Origin of the sequence: Halocatena marina (assembly GCF_023276375.1) — an archaeon.
GTDB lineage: Archaea > Halobacteriota > Halobacteria > Halobacteriales > Haloarculaceae > Halocatena > Halocatena marina.
On the sequence record NZ_JALLPK010000001.1, the window covers coordinates 1,099,762 to 1,125,862 of the forward strand.

Here is a 26,101-nt window from a genome sequence, read left to right on the forward strand (position 1 = left end):
TATTCATATCTAGAAATAAAATTTAAGGTTTAGTAAAATAATTGGTTCGTATGGTCAAACGAAGGGCCATACTGAAAAGTAGTATCGCATTCGGAACCCTTGGACTAGCAGGCAAAGTCGTGGGACAGCAGTCGACAGGATCTCTCGAAACGACGCCAGCAGCTGACGATCAGCTGCCGTCGACAATAACGGCAGAGACGACGATTGCCGAGCTGTGTCCTCAGTACAACGACCCATACTATGTCCCGCGTGACTTCCTCGATTACCTTCCGGGACAGAGTTCATCAAGCTCCGTAGCAGGAATGACAGATTCCGAGAAGGCAGAGCGGTTCGACTACAATATCGAGGCAGTTCGGAATAAAGTTGAGGATGGTACGCTCACACTCGGTGAGTTGGGCACGCAAGCCTTGCCATTTGTCCAGACTCTTGCGGCCGCTGATTTCCCGGCTCACGCAACCGTCAAGCTCCTTCCACGGCTTGCGTTGGTTCCCGACGAAACAGAACAACTGTCTCTTCACAATCAACCCCAGAGTGTTTGGGATGAGACTGCGGGTCCCGTCACTGCAAACAACAATCCGGCACAGTTCACGCAGAATCAGTGGCCGACCGATGCCCGCACATACAGTCCCGAGGAGGTCGCTATTCGCGATCGAGTTCACGACCAGCCAATGAACGAGGAGTGGGGAAGTGCTGCTCCGCTTCCAGACGATGTGCTTTACAGCGACACAAACCCCGTTCTCGATGCGGCGAGTCAGAAGGTTCATCCGGTGACTGGTGAGTCTCTCGATGGTGACGGTTTTACCGCCACTGCACCGATGGTAGCTGAGATCAAAATGCACGTTCTCAACGACGGCTACTGGTATCAGTATCTCAAATTCAAGAACGTTAGTTCGATTCCCTACCATCTCGATGGTGCCATTCTCTGGTGGTTAGGACCGTCGGGAATGGGTCGAAACCTAGCAGACGGTCACTACAACAATGTTCAGCGTCCGAATCCATCTCTCGGTCATCCACAACGAGACGTCATTGAGGTCATCCACGACGGTTACGAGGGTCTCTCTGTGTACGCGATTCGACTGGCCTACCACGATCAGCCCTACCACATGCGGACTGCCTACCCAAACCAGTGTTGGTCACTCGAAATTGGTACGCCCGCGTATGCGACGACCGTATCGTATCCGACGCCCGCGGAGCGCCAACAGCTCGTCGATACGATGTTGGATTCACTCCACGTCGAGCTGGAGACGAATATGGATATGAATGATGATCTCTTAGAGGCGGTTGACCTCAAACATCGGGTCCCAAACTAGCTGTGTTCCCAACGCGAAGAACTCGGGACTGTTGTATGCAATCTCAAGCAGACTGTTCGGGCAGGCCACCGTGGCCGCGATCGACGCTGGGAACTGATTGGGAGGATCGCTGGTCTAACTCTCGTGATCACCAACCGGACCGAGGCTGTTTGACAACAGTTCTAACACGAGAGCGTGAGTGTGACCGATCTTGGGAGAGCACTCTTGACCTTCCGTATGCGAACAGACCTGACGGTGATGTATTATACGAACATATATAATATCTTAGTGAAATAAGTCGTTATTCTACAACTACTACCGCGCAAAGTATAGATTCCGACCAATCAACTCGTATAACACTCGATCGACCATAACTGAGTTAGCATTCGACTGTGGAACATCATTTAGTTGGTATAATTAAAATCAGGTATGCTTAACAAAGCGACATATGGTTGTCAACACATCAGAGATCAAATATCCCAATAAAATGCTATTTACCAGCGCAAACCAACGAATCCACTCCATAGAACTTGATGAAATACTCGTTAATAGCACTTCTTTGACTGTTACTAATGTAATACGTGTAAAACACCAACCTTAATATATAGCTACAATTATCAAATAATATACATTTTTGAGAGTGTCTGACAGATGTATCAGCTAATGCCCATTACCTTCTATATCCTGATAGCTCCCATGATATGATTAATAGGTGTTATTTATTGCTCTGCAAGGACACTGCTCACAGAGTAGATAGTATCGTTGCCAGTACATTCACTTTCGCCTCGCTTAGCAGTTCTATATACCGTCTCGGGGCCACGAATGTAGTGGGTCGCTCCTGTCCTACAACTGCAAAACGTTACCATGCCATTAATCGAAACAAACCAAATGAGGAGAGACCGGTGAATCTTCCAGATGTCGTCTCACGAGATGAGTGGCGAGTCGCCCGTGAGGAGTTGCTGGCCAAAGAAAAGGAACTTACCAAAGCACGGGATGAACTGAACACCGCACGCCGTCAGCTTCCGATGGTCGAGATTGAGTCAGATTACGTCTTTGAGGGCACGGCTGGCGAGGCTAGCCTCCTCGATCTATTCGAGGGCCGTCGTCAGCTCATCATTTATCATTTCATGTTCGATCCAAATTGGGATGAGGGCTGTTCAAGCTGCTCGTCCGGAGCTGACGAAGTTTCGGAGGGGCTTCTCGAGCACTTACACTCCCGCGACACGACATTGGCGTATGTTTCCCGCGCGCCGCTAACCAAACTAGAACTATTCAAACAGCGCAAAGGATGGACGTTTCCCTGGTACTCATCGTACGATAGCGACTTCAACTACGACTTTCATGTCACTCTGGATGAGTCCGCTGCTCCTATCGAGTATAACTATCGAACCACATCCGACCACGAGAAAGCAGGGACGTCATACTACGTCGAGGGCGAGCAACCCATCGAACGCCACGGACATAGCTGCTTTTTACGTGATGGCGACAGCGTCTTTCACACCTACTCCACGTACGGCCGTGGTGCCGAAATGGTCGGAGGCTCGTACTACTTCCTTGATCTGACTGCGCTGGGTCGACAGGAAGATTGGGAGAAGCCAGAGGGCCGCGTGAACCGCAAACGACCACCCGACCCAGACCTTTCGACGTAGACTGGATTCATTGTTGTCATCCAGGTTTTCGCGCGGATAGGATGGTTTCTGTGATCGTTCCAACTGCCATTCTCAAAAATAGCAAGTATTCGACATATACTTGTACACAGAATGTGAGATAACACTAAAGACGGCTAACTGTGATTTGGATCTCTAATCGATTCTGGCCCATGAAATCATTTTCATTGCACCATCTACCCAAACTGATTAAATTCGATATAGCGATATACACTGTAGCACTGAGGTGGGACAGAATATAAATGATACACGCCTGATTTATCTCACACAATTACCGTCGAGATTGAGAATGTCTAATCAGTTTGTTGAACGCTACCGGAAACTACTGCCCTTCATGCGTCACTTGAGCGTGGCATCACCATTCGATCTCCTGTCACATACAGATACGAAACGGCCCCCAGTCCTCCGACACCGATCAGCGCACCGACTAAACCAAGACTGGCGTACGAGTCAAGAACAGTGAGCGTTACACTTCCGATCGCCGACCCGAGCGCGATCCCTAAAAACTGTCCTGAGAGCGTAAGTGCCAAGACAACTTCTCGTGACTCTGGTGCGGCCTGAAGCAGGCGGTTCTGTTGGGTCGGAATCAGTGCGAACACTGCGCTTGCGCCAATCATGAGTGCTGCTATTGCACCCACAATCGCTCCGATCGATCCAGCAACCGGAGCCAGCAACCAGAATGGGAAAATGCCGAGAATCACACCGACGAAGATGCCAAGCAGCATTTTCGTTGTATTCCAGTGATCTGATCCATAGCCGCCAACAGTGGCTCCCCCGATGCCCCCGACGCCGAGAAGAAGCTGTAGTAAGCTAACACCAGTGTTGCCGAATCCTGTGATGTTACGCAGCAACGGCCCGATGAATGTGACACCGACAAACACACTTGTGAACGCTGTCGTGATCAATCCAATATTCACGATGACTGCTGGTCGCCTGATAACCTGTAATGCTTGAAGTCCGACAGTTGAGTCTGTAGCCTCAACTGATGGTAAGAACACCCACAATCCGATGAATGCGAGAAGAGCGATGCTACCGACAAAGGCAAAGGTTGCGCGCCACCCACCGTATCCACCAATAAGCGTCCCCAGTGGAAGTCCCACGACGAATGATCCTGCTGAGCCTGCAACGACAAGTCCAATTGCCTGACCTTTCTTTCCGGCTGGTGCGAGCGCGGCGGCGACTGAAACGGCAACAGGAACAAAGATCGCTGCCCCAACAGCAATGATTGCCCGATCGAACACGAGTAATTCGAACGTGGGAAGAATAGCGGCAACTGCGTTTGTAACACCGTATAACAGAACTGTCCCGAGGAGGAGACGTTTCCGAGCGACGGTTCCAGTGAGCGAGACGAGTATCGGTGAACCGACGATGACAACAACAGCGTAGATCGTTACGAGCAAGCCAGCACTTCCTTCCGAGACGCCAAGATCTCCCGCAAGTTCACCGAGCACCCCCGTGAAGACGAGATTACCCGTTCCCATGACGAATGTTCCGAAGGTTAGCACCAACAATCGCTTGTGCGGAGTGGTGTCACTCATCGGTTATCTATCCCCCCGACCACGACTGATCGATTGTTAGTCTATCGTCGGTTATCTCGATAATGAAGAGAGTAGCCGTCGAGAACAGTGTTGATACCAATGCTGTACAGCTTTGAGTTGATAATTTATCCATGACGTACTATCTCCTCGCGCACTACTTTTTATCCACAGGTGGTATAAATTAACTAGCTTATAACTAGTTTAATCGTGGTGGTTTATGATACTCACTCGGTTTCGGAAAATCGTTCAAAGAGTAGAACTGTCGTTTTACGCTTGCGCTCTGAGTCCGATGTTATTTCTCTGAATATTATAATTTTCCGGATCTAAATAATTGCAATATATAGTGTACGAACGAGGATACGGATTCCACGTGTTGGTTAATCAATAGCGAGGGGTCGTTAGCATGATGCGTGCATAGTGACTCCATACCCATATGACTATATTGATGCATTTGGCCGACACCAGCAGGAGGACGAATCCAAGCGCAGAAATGAGGAGTGCGCTGGTGAGTGTTTCAATCTGCCACGCTCCGAGCGCGAATGTCGTTGTGAGACCAACGAGGAGGGAGTCCCAACCGAACAAAAGCTGAAGGGTAATATCAGTACGTGGAATCGGTCCAAACACGACGACAGAAGTACTCTCGTAGTACAGAGGTGCTAGCAAGAAGCTGACTGTCGTCGCCAACAGCGACCCCACCACCCCAAACGCGACACTACCGTACGCGAACTCACTCAGCAGATACACCACCGCCGTCCACGTTTGCAGACGAGTCACAAGCTGCTTCGTTCGGGACCAGAGTCCTCGGGTCTTCTCAGCCGGAGTCGGGTGGATATCGACAGCTAACAACGTCCGAAGGATCATTCGTTCGAACGCTGCCAACGCAACCACCACGACGAGTAATCCGACGAGAATAGGGATCCCAACGAAGATGGATACGAGTGGCAGCCCCAGTAGAAATCCGGTTGTGAGTAGGGTGAAGTAACAGATTCCAAGCGGAAACATAACTACGAGATAACAAAGATTGCGGTACGTCTGCGTTCGTACTAGATCTTTGAGGAGATGGGAGAGCAGCCGAGAAATAGTCTTTGAGTGAGATGAGATTTTAATTGACATTTTGATACTCTACCCGTTCGAAATGTTCTCGTTCAACCGATAGACTGTGTGCATCCTTAATCGATCCGGTTCGACTAAATTGATGTCTGTTTCAAAATCAGGCGTGGTGATGCTGTGATAGTAGTGAGAGACACGGAATTAGTGGTAGCGTGATCAGCTGTGTATGCTAGCATGCAAAAGAGGCGACGCTGATCACGTCGCCATATATAACTATTTCCCAGAACTGCTCCGATAGCGACTCTGCTCCTCTGATTATACTGCGCTCCTTCAATCGAACAAATGGAGCGAAACAACGTATGGCTGAGACAGAGACAAACCGAAACCAGAAGCTGGCGTCATCCAGATCACAACCCGAGAAATCGTGTTATTTTGCGACAGATCGGCGAAATTTCCTACGTGCGGTGGGTGGTCTCACCACTCTCGGTTTGCTAGCAGGATGTATTGGTGGAATGAGCGAAAACGCAAACGCAGACGATAAAAGTGCAAGTAGCGTCGATGGCTGGCTCGCTGAGTCAGACAATTACGATTCGATCACGGACATGACGGGAGAAGCTGCTGTCACTATCGAAGTCGGTCCCGAGAGTAACGAACACGTGTTCGCCCCAGCAGCAGTCCGTATCGATCCAGAAACGACGGTCACGTGGAAGTGGATCGGCAGTGGATATCACAATGTTGTCGATAGGGATGGGCAGTTCGAAAGCGGGGAACCAGAGGAAACGGCCACGTTCGAACATGAATTCAAAACGACAGGAATGTACTTCTACTACTGCACACCGCATAAATCGGTTGGGATGAAGGGTGTGCTCATCGTCGGAAATGACAGTGACAGTACATCCAGCAATAGTACGGAAACTGGTACGGGTAGTGAATGAATCACGGACAACCCTACTCAGATGGGTTTTGCGGATTCGGAAAAATGCTTGTTCTGCCGTTTGAGCGTACTGGCTCTTGAATCGAGAAAATTTCTCGAATTACGGTTCGAGCACCGCTCGGAACCGGACCTCATTCTCCATCATCCGGTTGTACGCATCAGAGACCTCTGTCAGGTCATATACTTCCACTTCGGGCGTGATATCGCGAAGCGCGCTGAACTCCAACGCATCCTGAGAGTCACGGGCGTGTCCAGACGCCCAGCCGCGAACAGATCCACGTGTTCCAACCAATGTTGCTCCAGACACTTCGATTGGCTCGTCAGGAACCCCCACGACAACAACTTCACCGTCCATCCCCAAGCCAGGAACAATTGACGAGATAGCGGCTGCGTTCGGCGCTGTTGCGAGGATTGCTGTCGCACCACCCAACTCTGAGAGTGCGTTTGCGGCGTCTTCTGCTTCGGTATCAACGAAATGATCGGCGCCCAATTCGAACGCGTACTCTTTTTTATCAGTTCCACGTGAGATTGCAACCGTTTCGAATCCTGCCTGACATGCATACTGCACACCGAGATGACCGAGACCACCAATCCCCTGCACTGCGACGAGATCCCCCGCCCGAGCGTCTGTGTGCCGGAGGGCGTTATACGTTGTTACGCCAGCACATAGAAGGGGTGCAGCATCTACTGCATCGAGTTCACTGGGTACCCGAGCGAGTACCTCTGCGTTGATTGTAGCGTATTCAGCATACCCGCCATCGATTGTTACGCCGTGAATTTCTTCGTTTTCACACTGCTGGAACTCACCGCGCCTGCAGGCTTCACAGACAAAACAATGGCCTGCGTGCCAGCCCGCACCAACACGGTCACCTTCTGTCCACATTTCAACGTCCGATCCGACTGCATCCACCCGTCCGACAATTTCGTGGCCCGGGATTCGTGGATAGGAGAGACCGGGATAGCCACCGGTCTTCGCGTACGCATCGCTATGACAAACGCCACAGGCGTCGATCTCGACACGAACTTCTGTTGTGTCGGGGGCTGGAACTGCTAGCTCGACCAGTTCAAACGATGCACCAGGTTCAGGGACTTCTACTGCACGCATCGTATCGGACATAGCGTCTTACTCATCGAGCGCGTCATCAATAAAGATGCTTCAGCGGATATTACGTTGCGAAAGCAGGTAAACCGAATGCCTCCCATCACAAAGGAGAGAAGCTGAACCAAATCACGTATCTGAAAGTTGTAGTCTCGTATACAACTGTGAGTAAATTTCATAATAGACACACTAGATAGATGGTGTATGAAGTAGTATCACAAAACGCTTGGATAGTAAAATGGATCTTGAATCCAGTCTCAATAAACCACTACTCGTTATTGTGGTCGTGTTCTTGGTGGTAAGCACTGTCGTTCTCTGTGTCATTGCCTTTGATCGACCTCGCATTACGGCAGTCAACACTGAGTGGGGAACCGTTACGGAGGATCGGACTGAGATTGTGACACAACTCGCGATCGAAAACCCGCGTATACTGGGAATAATCGAACTCTTCGTCGACGTTGAGTACTCCGTTTCTTTGAACACCGTCGAAATTGCTCGTGGTGAGAAGCAGTCAATCCAACCGTCGGGGAAACAGAACGTTGTTACCGTTTCGACGTGGGCCAACAACGACGATATCCCAAAGTGGTGGGTAACACACATTAACAATAACCAGACAACGACAGTGCGAGTGAATACGGACGTGGTTCTCACGCACGATGATCTGAGAGTCCCGCTTAATTCGTGGACACGAACGCGAACAGTGAGAACGAATATACTCGAACCGCTACAGAATAATGAAACGCGCACGCTCCGTACATTCGATCAACCACTTTTCATCGTCAATCGAACAGCGGCCCATTGGGGACAGGCTACTGCCAGACAGACACCGCTTATTGCGTCTGCAACGATTACTAATCCACTTCCGAATGCGATTCCGATCCTCAATATAGGCTATACGATACGAATGAACGACATCCGCGTTGGAAGCGATGTCGTCGATCAGCGAACTGACATTCCGCCCGGTAGCACGCGAACGATCGAGACACGAGCGATAATTAACAATACTCGGCTGGATGAGTGGTGGGTGACGCATCTCCAACGTAACGAAACGACACAGCTGACTGTTGATTTCTACGCAACGATCGAGTACAATGGCGTCCAACGTCGCATTCCTCTCGATTTCCTCACGTATCAGCGAACGATTCACACACAACTTTTCAGCAAAAATAATTCAACGGAACGCGGTCGTGATAGTATATCTGATTTACCGCGGACACCTGCTCATTTATTTCCCAGCGACCGAAGACGGTTCTTGATGGAGAATCCTTCCGAACGACTTCAGCGAAATCGATGAACTGCTTCGGACGAATGCGGTCAGACTCACGAAATCAGCATAAACGAATGGAAGCTGTGTCGTTCGGTGGACTACCAATGGAGCTCTCATTGAAGCAGTTGTAGGCATACTAAATATAATATTTCAGACCTTATTATTTTTCACAGGTCAAAAGTTCGTCACTGTATCAGCAGTATATATCAGATTCTCATCTGTTGTAATAGCCATCACGTGACGTGATATGGTTGACAATCCAAAAGTGATTTAACGAATTCAATGAATGGCTTCGATAACACATGCGGAAACAATCAACTCGTCGTACATTTCTCGCTACCGTTGGTGTTGTTGGAGTCACGTCATTCGCTGGATGTTCGTCGCTCTCGGGTGGAGAGGATGCAGCGTCTCCCACGCCTGGAAACAAGACGGGCACTCCTGCTCCCACGAAGAGTACGAAATCTCAAAAGAAAACCAAGACCACTGCTAATTCAAAAGGCGGGACTGGTGGATCTCAGGGTCCCGGCACATCGATTGATGCGTTCGATGATCTCTCTCAGTGGGAAGTCGATTACGGCAAAGTAACGACGATCAAGCAGGACAGCTTTCAAGGAGGTCAGTCTGTTTCTCTCGAACCAAAAAAGAGCGGAGATGAGCCTATCGCTCGGATTAAGCGGTCTTTCTACCCGAAAACGTTAGATCTGAGTAAGCACGATCTCTCGTTGGCAGCGAAGGTGAACGATCCTGATGGCATCAAGGTGCGAGCAGAGGTCATCGCACCGGCTGAAAGTTCTATGCTCACCGCTGTTCGTCGGATTCCTCGTGATCTGGGTGATTGGGTTCGCTTTGATCTCGGTTACACGGCAAGTAATGGTACTCCGGTGATGGACAAAGTCACAGAGATACGACTCCAAATCGGACCGTTACAGGACGCAACTGACTTTCAGGTGCTGATCGACGATCTTCGTAAGGTCCCAAAATCCACGAAGGGTAAAGTGATGTTCCAGTTTGATGATGGGCACGTCAGCGCGTACGAAACGGCGTATCCGATCCTGAAGGAGAAGGACTGGCCCGGATCTGTGGCCGTCATTCCCGAAATCATCGGCAAGGACGTCCGTGTTGACGAACCGATGATGCGCGAAATGGGCAAGAGTGGATGGGATATGATGGTCCACTCCGGAGAGCCACTTCCGGAACATTCGGAGAAACAACAGCGCAAAATCCTTCAATCCAGTCAGCAGGCCCTCGAACTTCTGGGCTTCAAAAAAGGAGCGCGCCATATCGTTGCGCCTTACAATCGTATGAATAAGACGACGCTCAGGCTTGTCGATGAGCTCTTTGAGACGGGCTATCTCCAAGGAGGGTGTCCAAACAACGCCCGCCATCCGAGCAATCCGAATTTCATCTCACGCGTTGACGGAGACGATATCCGAGGAACGAAACGAGCACTCGACACTGCAGCCAAATTCAACCAGCTTGCCGTCGTCTATTTCCACGTTATCGGTGACGATGGGCTCCCCGTAAGCAAGTTTGAGGAAATTATCAACTATGTCGAGGAGACGGATTTAGAGGTCATTACTCCATCTCAACTCGTTGATGGAGACAATTATTGATTTCAGGGATAGTAGGACTGTTTTCGGGTGGATGTGTATCAGTACTGGCTCCACGTAATCGCCTGTTCACGACAGCTTGATAGTTCGAGTGTGTTGAGGTCACAAATATCCTGACTCTGCTCAGAGAATGCTCTGTGTCTCTGTGTTCCGAAAAACAACATCAATCAATGATTTCTCGTCTACTTCATCAGCGATTTTCTAAGATTGTGAACGACGTCACATTGTGTCTCTTTAGCACAGGTGGAAAATAGTGAAGGCAACATCTGTCCAGCGTTATTCGAGATGGTGATACTCGAGTTCGTATCCTTCATCGATCGCCGACTCGATCGCTGAGGAGGGACGTCCCGGTTCTCGACACCACAGCGTCGAACCAGTGTTCGCGTGCGCAGAGAGGATGTTCTTCTGCCACACTTTGCGTGTCTCAGGAAAATCGGTTCGGAAGTGCGCACCACGGGATTCCTTTCGCTTCAGCGCCCCCCGGAGAACTCCTTCTGCGACAGTGAGCATGTACGAGAGATCGATAGCGAGTTCGAACGCTTCGCTCGTGAGGCCTCCCGTGAATCGGAGTGTCGTCGTGCGGTCTGCGATGTCATTGACCATTTCGAGACCCTGCTGAAGCGTTCTCTCGTCGCGAAAAATGCCCGCGTGTTCATCCATTACCCGGCGGAGGTCAGCGATTAACGCAGAGGGATGAACGTTACCGTCGCTCTCGACGAACGACACGAGTGCGCTCATTGTTCGCTCGGCGTCAGCAAGTACGCCATCAGGCATCGTCGATTCACCGACACCGTGCGCCGCAATATGACTTCCAACGATCTGACCGACAACAACAGTCTCTGCGAGGGAGTTACCACCGAGTCGGTTCGCACCGTGAAGTCCGGCAGCCGTTTCACCGACGGCAAAGAGACCATCAATAGCTGTTCGTCCGGTCGTCCAGTCGATATCGACGCCGCCCATCGAGTAGTGGGCGGTCGGGGCCACTTCGATCGGCTGTTCGCTGATGTCCACTCCGAGGCTCTGGAATCGCTCAAACATACGGGGGAGTCGCTCGCGGATGAACGCTGTGTCCTGATGGCTGATGTCGAGATACACGCCGCCGTTGTCGGTTCCTCGCCCCTCGTCGATCTCGGTTGCGATGGCGCGAGCGACAACATCGCGGGCGTCCAATTCTAGCTGGACGGGTGAGTACCGCTTCATGAACCGCTCACCGTGACTATTGTACAGCCGACCACCCTCTCCGCGAACGGCTTCGGTGACCAATCGACCATCCCACGTCTCACCATACCGATCCCCGACCATCCCCGTCGGGTGAAACTGCACGAACTCCAAATCGAGGAGATCTGCGCCAGCACGGTACGCAAGCGCGGGTCCATCGGCCGTATTCTCATCGTCGCGTGAAGAGTGCCGTCCGTACAACGCTGAACAACCACCAGCTGCGAGAACAACGTGAGCAGTCTCAAAGAGAAGGAACTGCCCAGTCTCTACATCAATAGCAATGGCGCCATACACTCGATTGCCATCGCTGATCAGCTCGGTCACGAGAACGTTTTCTCGATAGGGAATGTGGAGGGATTTGGCACGCTCGATCAATGTATCGAGCAGTGCCTTTCCGGTTCGGTCGCCAACGAATGCCGTTCGGCGAAATGACTGGGCTCCGAAGTACCGCTGGTCGATGCGGCCACCGTTGGTTCGATCGAACGGCATTCCCCACTCAGCAAGCTCACGTAGACGCTCAGGCATTGCCTCTGTGACTACCTCCACAGCCACGGGATCGTTGATGAAGTGACCTTCTTGCAGCGTGTCTGCAGCGTGTATCCGCCAGTCATCATCAGGATCGTGACTTCCGAGCGCGGCATTAATCCCGCCGGCAGCCCACGTCGTATGAGCATCGCCGTGGTCACGTTTGCCGATTACCAGCGGTTCGATGCCGTGCTCGGCCAGTTCGATGGCGGTTCGAACGCCAGCAGCCCCGGCGCCGATAATCAACACAGGGGTAGTGATGTGCTCGTAGTCGGACGTTCGTGCGGTCTGCTCACACTCGGAGATCACACTGGATGGACTCTGGTCCCAGCGTGGATTCGGTCGTTCAGGAGGCACTGGCATACTTGATATTCGATACAGAGGAGTATGAGGTCGGTACCTCACAATGACGGTGTGAACGCGCGTAGTACGATTTCGCCAGAAAAGCTGGCTGATACGGCCTGTTTTATCAGTCAGTGAAACTCAATTCCCGTAAGGAGCTCTCGTTCTGCTTTGCGCAGATGTTCGAGGAATGTCGTTCGTGAGACTTCAAACTCCTCTGCGAGAGCTTGTGCGGTGACATCCCGTGGATAGTTATAGTAGCCTCGGGCTCGGGCAAGTTGAAATGCTTCTCGCTGACGGGGAGACAATCCATCGCTCGGCAAGTCACGTATTCCACTCGGCGTGTGCGTGGTCGTGAACCGCTCAATAGTGAGGTCGGCGTCGTAGGACGCCTCGATATCCGAAAGCATCTGATACACCGTCTCTCGGTCTGAGATGGTGAGGAGCGTTCGGCGCTCCCTTCCATTCTCGTGTTGTGACGGACCGTAGTGCATGAAACCGCGAGACGCAAAAGCGTCTCGGGTGCCTGGTACTGGGTTACATTCGACCAGTATATCCTGTGTAACTGGGCCGAATGCTCTCGAATCGGGTGCCGTCGATGGTGATAAAACAACCACCTCTTCGGTCAAATCAGTCTCGTCTACGGCTTCGATCAGTTCCTCAACAGCCTCCCGAGAATCGCCGTACGCTCGGTACAGCCTGAAGCGGTCTGCAAATTCGCTATTCGATACAGTCATTTCGTATCCGAGTAAGCCTGCATCAACCGCTTGGGTAACGTGCAGCGTCCAGCAGTCTGGGTGCCACATATCAACAGTCACATATATGAGCTCAGCACCGGACGAGTTCATGGTTGTATTTTGCCCTCGAAGCGTCTAACCTCTGTTGGCCTCTGTTTAGTTCTATTGAGATCCTACTGAAACCGGCACAATGAGATCCCACAGACGATACTAGTGCGGGTTCGGCGGAGGACAGTCCCGCCGTAAAAATATTCGAGTTGATTCTGTGGCGGTTAGCCGGAATAATAGATTCGTCTCGACTCTCGTCAACAACCACCGATCACATCCTCGTATCTATAATAGTGTGTCGATGAACGATTCTATTGCTTGTTCGAGCACATTCTGGTCGTTCGAAGGGGTGTCTGTGTTCGGTGTAGATTTGGAGACTTTGTTGGCAGCCTTTTTCGGGCTGTTTGGCGTGGGCGATGATGCGCCGATATTTTTCGGGAGCGATTTCCCTGAGTGTCTGATGTTTTTCAACTGTCCTGTCGAGGTGTCGATATCGACAGCTTTCGCGTTGACATCGATGACACTGTTCTGGACGAGGGAACCTTGGGAGTTCGGTAACGCGATACCCTGTCGTCCGTTGCCAGTTTGTTCGATATAGCAATTTTTGATCTTTGTTTTGTTGGCTTCTTCGGCAAGGATGGTCGGTCCCTCTGCTGCAGCGCCAGTGATCTGGACGGTGTCCATGTGGAGCCACCGCGCGCCCGAACTTGCGCTGTGACTGCCTTGTGAGGTTTTCCCCTCGCGGTAGATCGCAGGCGCACCATTGTTATTGAAGACAATCTTGGTGTCCGATATGGTAAGCGTCCGGCCACCGGTCCACATAGAGATGGCTTGCCCGGTGGTTGGGTTGTCTTGAATGGTGATATCTGTGTTCCGGACCTTTGCGCCAGCATCGTCAAACCCGCCTGTGTCACTGTTTCCTTGTTCGATGACAATACCGCGCAGTTTGAACGAGTCATCCTCCATTGTGCGGGGACCGGAGTACTTGCTCGGGTCGACTTCGATGGTTGCACCGTCGACGTAGCTGCCTTTCCCCGAAAAGCGGATGCCACAAACGTTGTTGTTGCGGTAGGTGCCGCCCTCGACCTGAACCGCGCTGTGCGATCGGCTCGCGTAGATGCCGTTGTTGCCGAACTCTTCGAGATGACAGTCGATGACTTTGACCGTCCCCTCGCCGCCGTACACCGAGATCCCGACCCGGCCGTCACCGCCTTTGTAATGCGCCCACGCCGAGCCTTTCTTCGCAACGAAGTTTTTCACGACGCCTGTCGCATTCGGGTCGTTCACACGAAGTTGCCAACAGCGGGTGACGTCTTTCGAATCGGCAGTGCCGCGCCCGATGTGCTCGATGTTCTCGATGTGGAAACCTCGCTCGGAAGCAACTCGAATGCCCGTCGCGGTGTTCTCTGGTCGCACATCGACATCGAAGTTCTCATACAGTGCTCGATCACACGAGCCGTTGATGAAGAATTCGTTGTATCCTTCGGGGAATGTGAACAGCACGTCGTCGCTCGTCCCGCGAATCCCGATCCGATCGGTATCGAGCGTTACCGACTCGTCCCAGTGATACGTCCCCGAAGGGAATTCGACGAGTGTTTTCCCATCGAGGGCCGACTTGACCTTGCTTGAGACGTCCGCGTTTCCCTTTGGATCACAGCCCAGATCAGCGACCGCATCGACAACGCGATCGAATGTGATCCCGTGGTGGGTCGCTGCGCGTGCACGCCCAATCTGCGTTGTACCGACCGCGGAACCGGTGATAACGGCCCCGGTAAGCTTCATATACCCACGTCTGCCTAAATATACGCTCTCCTTATTCTCTCGCTTGCTCTCTGCATCAGATGACATCGTTGGGTAATACAGGATTACTAAAAAGTAACTTTTGGCTATATACGTCTATTTTTCCCTGATAAACGTCAAAAATTGGAATCGATTACCCACAGTTGTATACCACGTGAGTATAATGTAGAAATTTCTATAAGACTAGTGGATAATCAGTGCTTATCGGTTGTAAGGTGCGGCTACCGCTTAAAATCGAGGTTCTCAGTGGAAAATCACTGTCCGATAGCGATTCACACCCACGTCTGAGGCGCAAGAATTAAAATGAAAAATGGTGTGGGAATGGGGAGTGGGTGTTCGGTGGATGTCCCACGAATAAGGTGGTCTTAATTGAATATGAGGAATGTATCCCAGTACATACGATAGCCAGACGTGATCCGATGGTACGTACCGCAATAATCCTACGCGGCATTTGCTCTCGAGTGGATCTTTTGACTCAGTACAGAAACGAAAGCATTCTCTCGTCAGTTACATCTGCACAGTACTGAGGATCGAACGAACGATTCGTATCCGCTTATCATCGCTTCGTTCTGGACGGGGCGGCTGTTGCAGTGTGCATGCCTTTCCTTCAAGAGACGGAGATACTCGTCAAAAGACGTCTTCAGTGCCTTAGGCCATACAATTCCAGTAATCGTGTATCAATGATATTGGGAGTTAAGCAAACACTACTGGTAATAGAAGATGTCTACATAGGTGACCGATATGCTCTGTATACATATCACTTCGTCTATTATTGCCCTCTCTCTTGATTTATTTATCATTGTTATGGTGGTTTTTTCAGAGTGCACCAGCCTCATCACAGACAACGTGGGTGCTGATATCAACGTAACAGAAGCAACAGTTGCGTCGGTAGCCGATAAGACAGTCGGTCAATCTCCATCACGAACCCAGCTATCGACACGCACCACCTCATCAACACCAGCGGACATTCAGCCACGACAGTCATCGTGGTTCCGGACAATCCGTAGGGCGAGTCAACGCTGATGGTAGGAATCAGAGACAAAAAAGCGGCACTCGACAGCTCAACCCAGAGATACAGGAAGCATTGACTTACTGGGAACAAAACAGCGAGCAGTACGGTGGATATCTCATTGAGTTCAATCTCAAACCAGAGGCGGAAACTCCAGACATTTTCATCTCGTACGTTTCACGCAATGAGGAGTATGGAGACAAGAGCGAGTCGCGTATCGCTGAGTGCACGCTATCGGGATCTCCTGTGCTAGTACAGAGAGACGGGACACACAGTCGAATCGATTTTATGTTACTGTTAACGAATTGGAGGATCGTCCCGGTCGACTCATCAAGTGTGACCGAAGACAGTACCGTGACACGCTCAGGTGTTACTGGGTGCTCCGTTCTATCTATCTCGGATCAGTCGTAGTTCCCTCATAATCAGCTATTCCCGATCCGTCGCGTGGTTGATCGGGTATATCGCGGGCAGCTGTCTCGAAATCGTTCATGATCTTCGCCGGTGGCGTATCTGGATGGACAGAGAGATACTTCGCGACCATTCCTGCCACCTCCGGAGCAGAAAACGAGGTTCCGGACGCCTTGACCCATGGGCCGTCGAGGGCAGTCCCCATCGTTGTCCCCGAAGCTTGCGCGAGACGGTTATCTTTGCCAATGGCGGCCACGTCGGGATTGTCTCGGTTGGGGTTGTACGAGGAAAACTCGGCGACGGTGCCCTCCTCAGTACAGGCGGCGATACTGAACGCACGCGCTGCGGTTGCGGGACTCCCCGCCTTCTTGCCTGAGTTGCCGGCTGCAACTACATCTCGAACGCCCTTCGTGATGAGTTCATTGTGCACCCGATCTGTCTGCTTTGAACGTTCTCGTGACCCCCACGACATGTTCACGATATCGTACTTCTCCGTATTGTTGTGGAGCCACTCGTACGCGCGCATGATGACACTGTTTTTGGTTCGACCGTCGCTGCCGAAGATTCTGAGTGCGATGAGATCTGCTTTCGGAGCGAGTCGGGTGACCTGACCGAGCACACCTGTTCCGTGGCCGACGGCATCACCCTCTCCAGCGCCCGTCACGTCTACCTGTTCAATGGTGACGTTCTCGAATACTGGATGCTTCGGATCGATACCTGAGTCCATTGCCACAACGGTGAGTCCTTCTCCAGTAGCGTCGTCGTCCGGCACGTCGTGTACGTGACGAACGTCCTCAATGGTGGCTACAGCGTCTGGATCTTCGCTCACGTGTTCCGGTTCGAGGCATGGCTCGATCAGCAGGTTTCGTTCGATTCCGACGACACGGTCGTCGTCCATAATAGCTGATTCGTGATCTGGTTCACATCCAATGAGTGCTGCTCCCCCGATGCTGTCTCCGAAGTAATACGTTTCAATGACATCGCACTCTATCTCCTCGAGGAACGTAGCCGATTCGCGCGCAAAGACGATGCGCTCGTTCATACCTCATGTTATCCATCTAGCTACCTTACGTTGTTGGTCAAAGTACAATCCAACATAGAATTAATTCAGAGATACCGTCTTGATTCTGTATTCGTAGCTATTCCACATGAATTGAATTCGGTCCTGGAATGCTCTTGCTGTGATGTTGTGCAAAGCACGCCCAGTTGCAGACAACCAGACCGACGGGGACAACCTACTGTGGTACTGCGTATCAGCCATAACGTAGACATCCATTGTGAGGGTCCCAGAGTAATCAGACAAGCGAACCTTTTTAGTTATGTTTGACAGTCATCAGTATGAACATTCCAGAGGGTTGGACGACAGAGACTGTGTCTGTAAACGGGGTCGATTTACAGTACTACAGAACTGGGAACGGTCCACCGTTGGTTATGGCCCATGGATTTTTCGACAACGGGCGCTGTTGGGCCCCACTAGCTGACGATCTCGCAGACGATTACGACGTGATAATGTACGATGCTCGCGGCCACGGACTATCAGACGCTCCCGAAACTGGGTACGATACCGAAAGTCGGGTCGCCGACCTCGTTGGAATCGTCACAGAGTTGGATCTCAACGATCCGATTCTACTCGGACACTCGATGGGCGGCGCGACGGCGGCGTCGACGGCAGCAAAACATCCTACTCTTCCGCGTGCAGTAGTTCTCGAAGACCCCGCAGGCATGTACGGCGAGCCGGACAGAGATCCTGATGAACGTGCACAGATCGTCATGAAGCGCCTCAATGATCGAGCTGATCGATCGGTTGAGGATGTGATGCGCGAGTACGATAACGACCTTGATTCAGAGTGGACGCGACGCCTCGTAGTAGCAGACACCGAGTGCCGCCCGGCTATCGCTGAAATAGCCCGTGAAGGCTATCCCATACTGAAGGACACGTTCGGCGAGATTTCTTGCCCAACGCTCGTGCTGAAGGCTGACGGTGACACTGAACGGCGGGTCAACGACAGAGAAGTCGCTGATGAACTCACGCACGGGCGATTGGTCCACATTCCTGACGCTGGCCACTGTGTGTTTCGGGATGAGTACGACGCTGCGTACGCTGAACTACGCACGTTTCTCCAGCGAGTATAGCGGAGATTGACCACTTTTTGACGCTGGTCAGTATTTGCTACTGTCATATTCCATCCAAACTCACTCGATTCAATTCACCAGTCAGTTCTGCACTCCTCCTCTTGTGGCCGGAAGAAGCACGATACGCCGAGCGAAAAAGAAATCTGTCAGCTGCGACTCGGTGTCGCCAAAGCTGTCCGTGTCTTGTTCCTCGAGGTGGCGTGTCTTTCGTCGTACGGGCCGTTAAGGCTCTCAATAGCGCGTTACCGAGCACACGCTGAGGATGACAAATTCCTTCATCCGACGATATACGAATGGGGTCTATTCAATTAAAAATAATGACTCAATTCAATGACGGAACTGTGATGGAAAATTAGGACTCATCATAGTACGAGATCCAACCGTATTATTGATGATTAGGTGGTATAGATGATTCATTGTCAGTTGTATCGATCTAGTTCATATGTTGATACGGCCCACCATTTGGTGCCTGAGGTGGCAACATCAATTTGAGTCGGAAGCCGATCAGTCGATCGGTATCGCTACTCATCTACGTACTGTGGCTGTCCAAACGACGGTATTCAGGACGTGAATGCTGTATTTTGTTGTGCTACTACGCCTTTGACGTAGCAAATGATGTATGAAATCTGTATGGTGACGTCATTGTGCGGAAATTTTTAAGTTCTGATTTGTGCTTTTGAGATGGCTTCAGACAGCCAGAACCCCCATCGATTATTCAATGTGCTTTATCGTATGCTATCGGATTGACAGAATTTCAGAGTGTATTTCAAGAATTTCAACAGTCGAAGATCTGATGAGGATTATTGGCAAGCGATAAAACGATCATCGCTGCGGTCGTGTTACTAATACTAGGAGTGTACCAACATGTCTCTCATATCCCGACTCGAATCGTCAACACTCGTTGCACGACTTCAGGATCTTCCCTTCATCCCATCGGCTCTTGTTCAACCAGCGCTCCTCAGTCAGTTCATCATTGTCGGTGTTATTGGTGGTCTCATCGAGAATATCACTCTCATCGCGCTCGTTTCCGGATTCGAACTTTCCACTCTCATTAGTGCCGCCATCGGAAAGGAATGCTCGATCCTCTCGATGTTCGTGATAAACGACAATTGGACCTTCCGTAATCACCGCGACAAGCCACTTTACCGGCGAGTGTTTCAGTCGAATATCAACCGCTTTGGCAGTATTATCATCGGTCTGGTCGTCCTCTTTGTACTCACCACATGGCTACACGTCTGGTATCTCGTCGCGAACCTCATCGGTATCGGGTTTGGGTTCATTTTTAACTACGCAGCTGAATCGCTTCTCACGTGGCGGGTTCACGACGAGTCGTGACTGCTCATTGAAACGACGAGGGTCGCTCCCGACGACTGTCTGCTGTTTGAGGCACTGATGACGAACTAACAGTCACTTAACTCACGTACGTTGGACGTACGAATATTTTCAAAACCAACACTCATCTGGTCGACGAATGTATTTTGGTAGTGCCCAGTACCAGTGTGTCTCATACGACGATCGATCCTCCGGATTACGACTGTTGTAGTGTTTGTCGCGACAGCTCTGCATGTTCTGATCTTTGTAATTTGTGTCCTATGTTTGCCAGTTCGATTACTATTAGTGTTTTGTTGGGTGTTAAATTGGAACAGCGAACAAAGTCGGCTATTAGTTTGTCTTCTCGTCTCGTGCACCGTTCGGATGCGGCCACGCGATCACCAGCGTGAATCAATCGATACAACACCGATTAGTCTCGACAACGTAGAAGCGGTGTCGTGGTTGATTCATCGACTTTTGACTGACTAGATCGTAGTGAACAGTGACCCCTGATCTGTTTTATCCCGGCACTGCGACACAGCTAAGGGAAGAAATTCGATTATCTCTGGTACTGTCTTTGCTGTTTCACAACTGTGGCAAACAGAAATGTACATAAATTGTACGCTGTTACAAACATACGCTTGTAATGGGATGGACCACGCTCCCGCCGAGAAACAGAGTTAGTAGGGTCATCACTGGTTCGCCAGCGCGATATCCGTCTGGATGGCGAGCAAGTCGTCTCGTTGACGGAGGAAGCGATCAGTGTTGTATAGGTGCCATGGACATTCGTATCGGAACCAAGTGCAGGGAGTCTGCGCGCAATAAACTCCCCTTTCACTATTCGATGGACGAGCACTGACTATTGATTTCGGACTTACTCTGTGCAGTGAGATCGTGAACGTTAGCTGCCAGACTGAAGCCGAACTTCATCGTCTGTCACTTCAGCAACTATTCGCTCTTGGAGTGGATAGGTGTCTTCTTCGATGTCTGCCCATCCAAATCTTGCTTTCACACGGTCTGTGATTCCCGGGTCTGGATCGACGTAGGCTGTCCCATGTTCAACGGTGGCTACGATACCGACCGTCGTGTCTTCGTGAACAACGGATTTTCCTTCATCGGCTTCTGTGATCGTTGTCATTGCATGATACTGATCGGCAAGAATACGGATTCGACTTTTGGTTGCACATGCCAGTGTGGTATATCACCGATCGATAGCGTCGTATCTGTTGTGCTGACACTGCGGGATTGATTCGATGTAGTCTGTGCTCGGCACATGCCTAAGCGCACTCCTCGCCCATTCACAATCCAACACAAACATCGAATTTCCCTAAATGCGTTAGAATGATATGCTCATCGACGACCGTGGTATAAATACCAAAATTGGAACAAATACACTCTCTCCACAGGTGTCAACAATGATGGATCTAAATATCAATTCGATAGTCATTGGATCGACGAATTGTAATATATCCTGTCTTAGTACTGTATCACCCGACCGGTCTCATATCTTTGCTCTCCCAGCTTTTAAACCGATATCCATTCATCAGATTCTATTTCCCATCGGAGGGTATCTGACTGACTGTATACACCGATCGTCTTCTCGTGATCGTCCTTTTTTGTAGCGAGTGCAACCGCAACAGAGCCGAACACTTCAGCGGGCAGCTATCGGGGTTGATGTCCGTCTTGGATCGAGTGCCGAGATGTGATATCGGAACAAGCTCGTCGATCCGTACGGCCCCACCGTCTCTGCTTACATACTGCGCGAGTGCTTGCATAAGCATATTACATGAGAACGGTACTTCGGAGGTCCTCCTCGCTGTCGATCTGACCGATGATTCCAACAAGGGTCGTGAGTTGATCTGTCGCTGTACCTGTCGATTCGAGATGGTTGTAGAGATTATTGAGGTGTTTTTGACTCCGTGACGGTACAATTACCGTTGCATCTCTATTGAGAAACGCGTGGACGTTTCCCGCATCAATCTGCCCAGCACCTCCGGCAACGAGTGTAATTATTCCATTGTTGCTCGTCCGTCTCTCGATCAGCCAACACAGAATCGAATGTTGCGTTTAGCGACATATTCGTTATTCAGTTAATCTTTACGTGGTTAAGTATCATCTCATGGCCAGAATCGTTTCAGACGCGCCTGTGCAGACACGATTATTACGGATCAACACAATTGTGAAAGCCTCAAACCAATGATTGTGGCAGACAAAGGAGCGTATCGTGGCAATTGCGAGCATTTTGAACAGTATCCTCTTCATGAACCGGATCACCAATTCAATGCCCTCTCACTCGTAAAATCATTCCCTGTGAAAGCTATTCTGTCATTCTTTTGTTTCATATGGCATACCGATATTCTCCTGGATTTGTATTAGCATCCGCCGTAACAGAAGTCGTTCCTCAGTTGTGAATCCGTCTAGCATTGTCTCCTCTGTGCGACTCCAGCACGCTTCAATCGGAGGTATCATCTTTTCCCCTTCTTCGGTCAAAAATACCTGTTGAATTCGTGCATCATCTGGATCCCGTTGACGCTCGACGAAACCGACGTCTTCGAGTTTTCGTACGGCTTTGGTGATCGAAGGAGGTTTCACAGAGAGCGCCTCAGCTAGGTCGGACTGAGAACACCCATCCGTTTCTGCTAATTGGGCAAGAACGAGTTCCTGCCCTCCTTGTAGGTCAAGTTCGTCAAGTGCTGTAATGAGTTGATTTTGTTGATGTTTCGAGGCGTACGCCAGTTGATACCCGACTGAATCACGAATCGTTGTGTTATCCATATACAACACGGGTAACAGTTATCCGGGTAAATAAGACTGGCGCAGTGTAGACAACGATCAGCAAACCACCTTTGATACTGTCCATCTCATTGTGTGCGGTTTTTGCACCACTAGTGAATGTATCGACTCGTTGTATCGATGGTTCTCAAGTTAAAAATCCAATCAATCCATGGAGTTGGACATGGGCGTCCTCTGAGCACCGGTCAATGGGGAAGCCGGTGCGGTCTTTGAGGCCGCCACGGTGTGCCACACGAAGTGAGGATGGTGATGGACAATCCGAAACCGAGTGAATCGGTTGCTTCGTGCGGTGGATACGGTCTGCATGTACCCCCTCGGTTGGATGGCGTTTGTCGCCGAGGGATGCGGCAGGTAGCGGGAGGTTGGACAACTTACCCCGTACAGTTTCCCGCGTTGCCGCCGATATTTCGTAAACTACCATCACATATTAAATCATCCAATATTCAATGCGTTGATAGACGAACTTACTCTGGAGAGACTATTCTATGAGACCACTCAACGTGGTATAATCGCGGGAATTACTGGCGATGATCGTATGATCAAAGAGTAAGGGTCCACAGAAGTCATCACGTACCTTGTGACCGTCCATTAATCTCTGCACCGGTACTGCTCAGGTGACTACCGAGCGCATCAATTAACAATACTGGTGAGGATGACTACGTTGAGGGTGGGATATCGACGATACCGATTGTCCACAGATCCTCGCTTGACTCCTGCGCACGAACCCCATCGACCGCACACCGCCAGCCCTTCCCTGGTCCGAGCCACCACGGATCGAACGTGTGCATTCCATCGTTCGCCCAGTCGCTGCCGAACTCGTGGAGCACGGGCGATCCGGAAACCTCTTGATCGGCGTACGTAGATGGTGAGAGGTCGGTCACCTCGTAGCATCGGATGCGATCGCCGTAATTTTCGACAGAGTCCTGAAAGTAGAGGAACAGCCGATCGTCAACGACGATTGGTCGGCCGCCTTGTCGGCCTGCTTGGAGTCGATCCGTGACGACGGGGTTGCCCTCGTGTGGAATCCACCCCTCGCGTTCGAGATCCGTCGAATGATACACCATTACGTTCTCGTTGCCCCGCTCGGTGAACAGCCACCACCGCCCCTTGTACCGGACGAACGTCGGATCATGCGAGTAATACTCGACATCGATCGCGTTGCCGATATGCGTCCAGTCGGTGGGGAACCGCTGGGCTTTGTACAGCTCGACCTTCTTTCCCGTCGGTGGGCACATGTAATACTCGTTCTGATACTTCCAGACGAGCGGGAAGGATGTGTGGTATCGCTTCGTGAGCACGACCTGGTTGTAGGTCCAGTGTAATCCATCCGAACTGGTGGCGTGCCCAATCGGGGCGTCCGGCCTCCGATTCTCGTTGACGATCTCGAAGAACATGTGCCACGTGCCCTCTTCGACGAACATGAACGGATCCGCAACGTAATCAACGGCTCCGTAGTCGGTTACGTCACTGGCTCGCAACACGGGCGTGGCGTCCGACGGATGGAAATTCGTGCCCGTCGGAAGCGTTGCACCGTGCGGAGCGTGCGGCATCGTCGGAATCGTCTCGCCAACGTACAATGCCTCCTTGGTCTCGGATTCTGACTCCGCAGATGACTGCGTATCGGTAGATTCGGAGTCAGTCGGAGTATCTGTTTCAGACCGAGCTGGGGAATCTGCTGGAGTATCAGTTTCGGAGCGAGCGGGGACTTCCGCTGACTGCGTCTCTGTGGTTGGTGATTGGCTCTGAGTCGCTGTACTCTGTCTCTCTGGCTCTGGAGATGACTGTGTTGTAGCTGATGGAGATGAATCAGTGGATCGGTGGCTCGCTGTAGAAGGTGAGTCAGATTCCAACTGTTGGCAGCCAGTCATCGCGGCTATAAGTGACGTACTCAACAGAAACCGGCGTCGGGTCCAATCCATTATCTAAATTCCTGCAAACAAGGGCATCAAATTACCGATTTATGTCTGTTCTAATTAATAATAGTTATCTGGGATAATCATTTTCAATATGCACGAAGTAGTGGAGTTTTCGAAAATAGTATAGTTGATTATTCATATTATATGAGTGCTATTGGAAAGTTATGATCTTGACGAAGATGAACCCAAATGTGAGAATCGGTTTCGATTAGACAATACGAGGAGATAGACCACTTGATTCACTTCCAGTGTGAGACAGGTAACTGTTTACTTCCATGGGAATATGGCGTATCAATATCCATTACGATAATACAGTTGTAATGACATGGGAGTCTCCGTTTACAGACGGAGAATAAGGTGGTTGCGTTAATCTCATTCCAGCGCCCAGCTCTTGGTATGACGCTGCCGGTGTTTGTGAGAGTGTTCAAATGTAGATTCGAGGGAGAGTGGATGTGAGTGCCCTCTCGTGAATCATTTATGGTGATCATGCTCGAATGATGAGATTCATCTTGGGGTACGCAACAGCACAGAACGCAGCTTTCCGTTGTGAACCAAACCCATCCGACCCACTATTGACAGAATTATTGAATGACTATGAATTTGATACAGTGGTGGTCGCTAAATACCTTAAAATCATGGTTAAACAAGCTCTACTATAGTAGTAGCAAACTGCTGAACGATTCTCAATTCTGTAAATCCGTCCTGACGGTAGGCCTTATTCGGTTTCGTCTTGGTCCCGATACATCGCAAGCTGCTCCAAGACGGTCTCACTACAGGTGCGGGTAGCATCGTATGGATCCGTCACTGCCGTAAACGGTGCTGTCCCATCGAAAGCGGCGGCTCGATCGACGGCTTGATCAAGGCGAAAAAACGCATCACTCAACCTGGTCGCCGCAGTTTCGGGAGCCATCCACTCGTAGGAGTCGTGTTCGTCATTCAGAGAGATCGTTCGCTCGTCGGTTTCGCATCGATACACGAGGGTGACCATCGGGTTTCCTGTCGTATCGTCGACCCAGCCGCCATACATTGCCTCAACCAGTGGACCCACTCGGCTGTCGATAGACAACTCCTCGCGTAACTCGCGCCGGAGTCCACCAATCAGTGTTTCACCATACTCGAACGTTCCTCCCGGTGGCTCCCAGTGATCGTCGTTTCGTGTGAGTAATACCTCTTCATCTGGTCCGAACAGGATCGCTTTCTGCGTTATCTTTCCGATGTACGGGTCAGAATTTTTGGACATACGCCATGAACACTCTCAGAAACTGATGAATATATCGGTTGCTTCACAACGACTGCAACAGATTCTCGTACGTTGATCGTCATCAATCTCTGTGAACGCGACGATATCGGGACTGATCAGCGGTGAAAGAGGTACTTTCTGGTATCTGGTCCTAATTTCTTACTCTT

18 protein-coding genes are annotated in these 26,101 nt (G+C 50.8%); 7 read left to right on the forward strand and 11 right to left on the reverse strand.

Translation table 11 applies throughout. The features are described from left to right. The first annotated feature begins 50 nt into the window (after positions 1-50). Both MW898_RS05145 and MW898_RS05150 read left to right on the forward strand, forming a co-directional pair. Positions 51-1,310, forward strand: a complete 1,260-nt coding sequence (locus MW898_RS05145) for a hypothetical protein (protein ID WP_248905177.1) — start codon at positions 51-53, stop codon at positions 1,308-1,310. Between the two features lie 881 nt (positions 1,311-2,191). Then, positions 2,192-2,938, forward strand: coding sequence for a DUF899 domain-containing protein (locus MW898_RS05150; protein WP_248905179.1), 747 nt, complete (start codon positions 2,192-2,194; stop codon positions 2,936-2,938). 350 nt (positions 2,939-3,288) lie between these two features. On the opposite strand, the gene MW898_RS05155 is transcribed toward MW898_RS05150, so the two are convergent. Then, positions 3,289-4,494 carry an MFS transporter gene (locus MW898_RS05155; protein ID WP_248905181.1) on the reverse strand — a complete coding sequence of 402 codons (1,206 nt, stop codon included), beginning with the start codon at positions 4,492-4,494 and terminating at the stop codon, positions 3,289-3,291. A 381-nt stretch (positions 4,495-4,875) separates the two neighbouring features. Then, the gene (locus MW898_RS05160) at positions 4,876-5,496 is read right to left on the reverse strand and encodes a sensor domain-containing protein (protein ID WP_248905183.1); all 621 of its coding nucleotides are present in this window, start codon (positions 5,494-5,496) and stop codon (positions 4,876-4,878) included. A gap of 407 nt (positions 5,497-5,903) precedes the next feature. On the opposite strand from MW898_RS05160, the gene MW898_RS05165 reads away from it, so the two are divergent. Beyond that, entirely contained in the window at positions 5,904-6,479 is a 576-nt protein-coding gene (locus tag MW898_RS05165) for a halocyanin domain-containing protein (protein WP_248905185.1), read from the forward strand. Positions 6,480-6,578: 99 nt separating this feature from the next. On the opposite strand, the gene MW898_RS05170 is transcribed toward MW898_RS05165, so the two are convergent. After that, complete coding sequence (locus tag MW898_RS05170; protein WP_248905187.1) at positions 6,579-7,595, reverse strand: alcohol dehydrogenase; 1,017 nt, start codon at positions 7,593-7,595, stop codon at positions 6,579-6,581. Positions 7,596-7,815: 220 nt separating this feature from the next. Between MW898_RS05170 and MW898_RS05175 the strand changes: the two genes are divergently transcribed. Continuing rightward, entirely contained in the window at positions 7,816-8,871 is a 1,056-nt protein-coding gene (locus tag MW898_RS05175) for an LEA/WHy family protein (protein ID WP_248905189.1), read from the forward strand. A 275-nt stretch (positions 8,872-9,146) separates the two neighbouring features. After that, a complete protein-coding gene (locus tag MW898_RS05180; protein WP_248905191.1) occupies positions 9,147-10,457 on the forward strand; it encodes a polysaccharide deacetylase family protein in 1,311 nt (436 codons plus the stop codon). A gap of 273 nt (positions 10,458-10,730) precedes the next feature. On the opposite strand, the gene MW898_RS05185 is transcribed toward MW898_RS05180, so the two are convergent. The 4 genes from MW898_RS05185 to MW898_RS05200 form a co-directional block, all read right to left on the reverse strand. Further along, positions 10,731-12,554 (reverse strand): L-aspartate oxidase, encoded by a 1,824-nt coding sequence (locus MW898_RS05185; protein WP_373689874.1) that lies wholly within the window; start codon positions 12,552-12,554, stop codon positions 10,731-10,733. Between the two features lie 116 nt (positions 12,555-12,670). Further along, positions 12,671-13,357 (reverse strand): helix-turn-helix domain-containing protein, encoded by a 687-nt coding sequence (locus tag MW898_RS25960; protein ID WP_248905195.1) that lies wholly within the window; start codon positions 13,355-13,357, stop codon positions 12,671-12,673. 252 nt (positions 13,358-13,609) lie between these two features. Beyond that, positions 13,610-15,106: a hypothetical protein gene (locus MW898_RS05195; RefSeq protein ID WP_248905197.1), complete on the reverse strand. Its 1,497-nt coding sequence runs from the start codon at positions 15,104-15,106 to the stop codon at positions 13,610-13,612. 1,418 nt (positions 15,107-16,524) lie between these two features. Then, a complete protein-coding gene (locus MW898_RS05200; protein ID WP_248905199.1) occupies positions 16,525-17,583 on the reverse strand; it encodes a S8 family peptidase in 1,059 nt (352 codons plus the stop codon). 296 nt (positions 17,584-17,879) lie between these two features. Between MW898_RS05200 and MW898_RS05205 the strand changes: the two genes are divergently transcribed. Continuing rightward, positions 17,880-18,674: an alpha/beta fold hydrolase gene (locus MW898_RS05205; protein ID WP_248905201.1), complete on the forward strand. Its 795-nt coding sequence runs from the start codon at positions 17,880-17,882 to the stop codon at positions 18,672-18,674. Between the two features lie 864 nt (positions 18,675-19,538). Beyond that, positions 19,539-20,009, forward strand: coding sequence for a GtrA family protein (locus MW898_RS05210; protein WP_248905203.1), 471 nt, complete (start codon positions 19,539-19,541; stop codon positions 20,007-20,009). Positions 20,010-20,886: 877 nt separating this feature from the next. On the opposite strand, the gene MW898_RS05215 is transcribed toward MW898_RS05210, so the two are convergent. From MW898_RS05215 to MW898_RS05230, 4 genes are all read right to left on the reverse strand, one after another. Continuing rightward, positions 20,887-21,123: a DUF8593 domain-containing protein gene (locus MW898_RS05215; protein ID WP_248905205.1), complete on the reverse strand. Its 237-nt coding sequence runs from the start codon at positions 21,121-21,123 to the stop codon at positions 20,887-20,889. Positions 21,124-22,310: 1,187 nt separating this feature from the next. After that, entirely contained in the window at positions 22,311-22,760 is a 450-nt protein-coding gene (locus tag MW898_RS05220) for a MarR family winged helix-turn-helix transcriptional regulator (RefSeq protein WP_248905207.1), read from the reverse strand. Positions 22,761-23,434: 674 nt separating this feature from the next. Beyond that, positions 23,435-24,697, reverse strand: coding sequence for a glucosamine inositolphosphorylceramide transferase family protein (locus MW898_RS05225; protein ID WP_248905209.1), 1,263 nt, complete (start codon positions 24,695-24,697; stop codon positions 23,435-23,437). Positions 24,698-25,409: 712 nt separating this feature from the next. After that, positions 25,410-25,934: an NUDIX domain-containing protein gene (locus MW898_RS05230; protein ID WP_248905212.1), complete on the reverse strand. Its 525-nt coding sequence runs from the start codon at positions 25,932-25,934 to the stop codon at positions 25,410-25,412. Positions 25,935-26,101 lie beyond the last annotated feature (167 nt).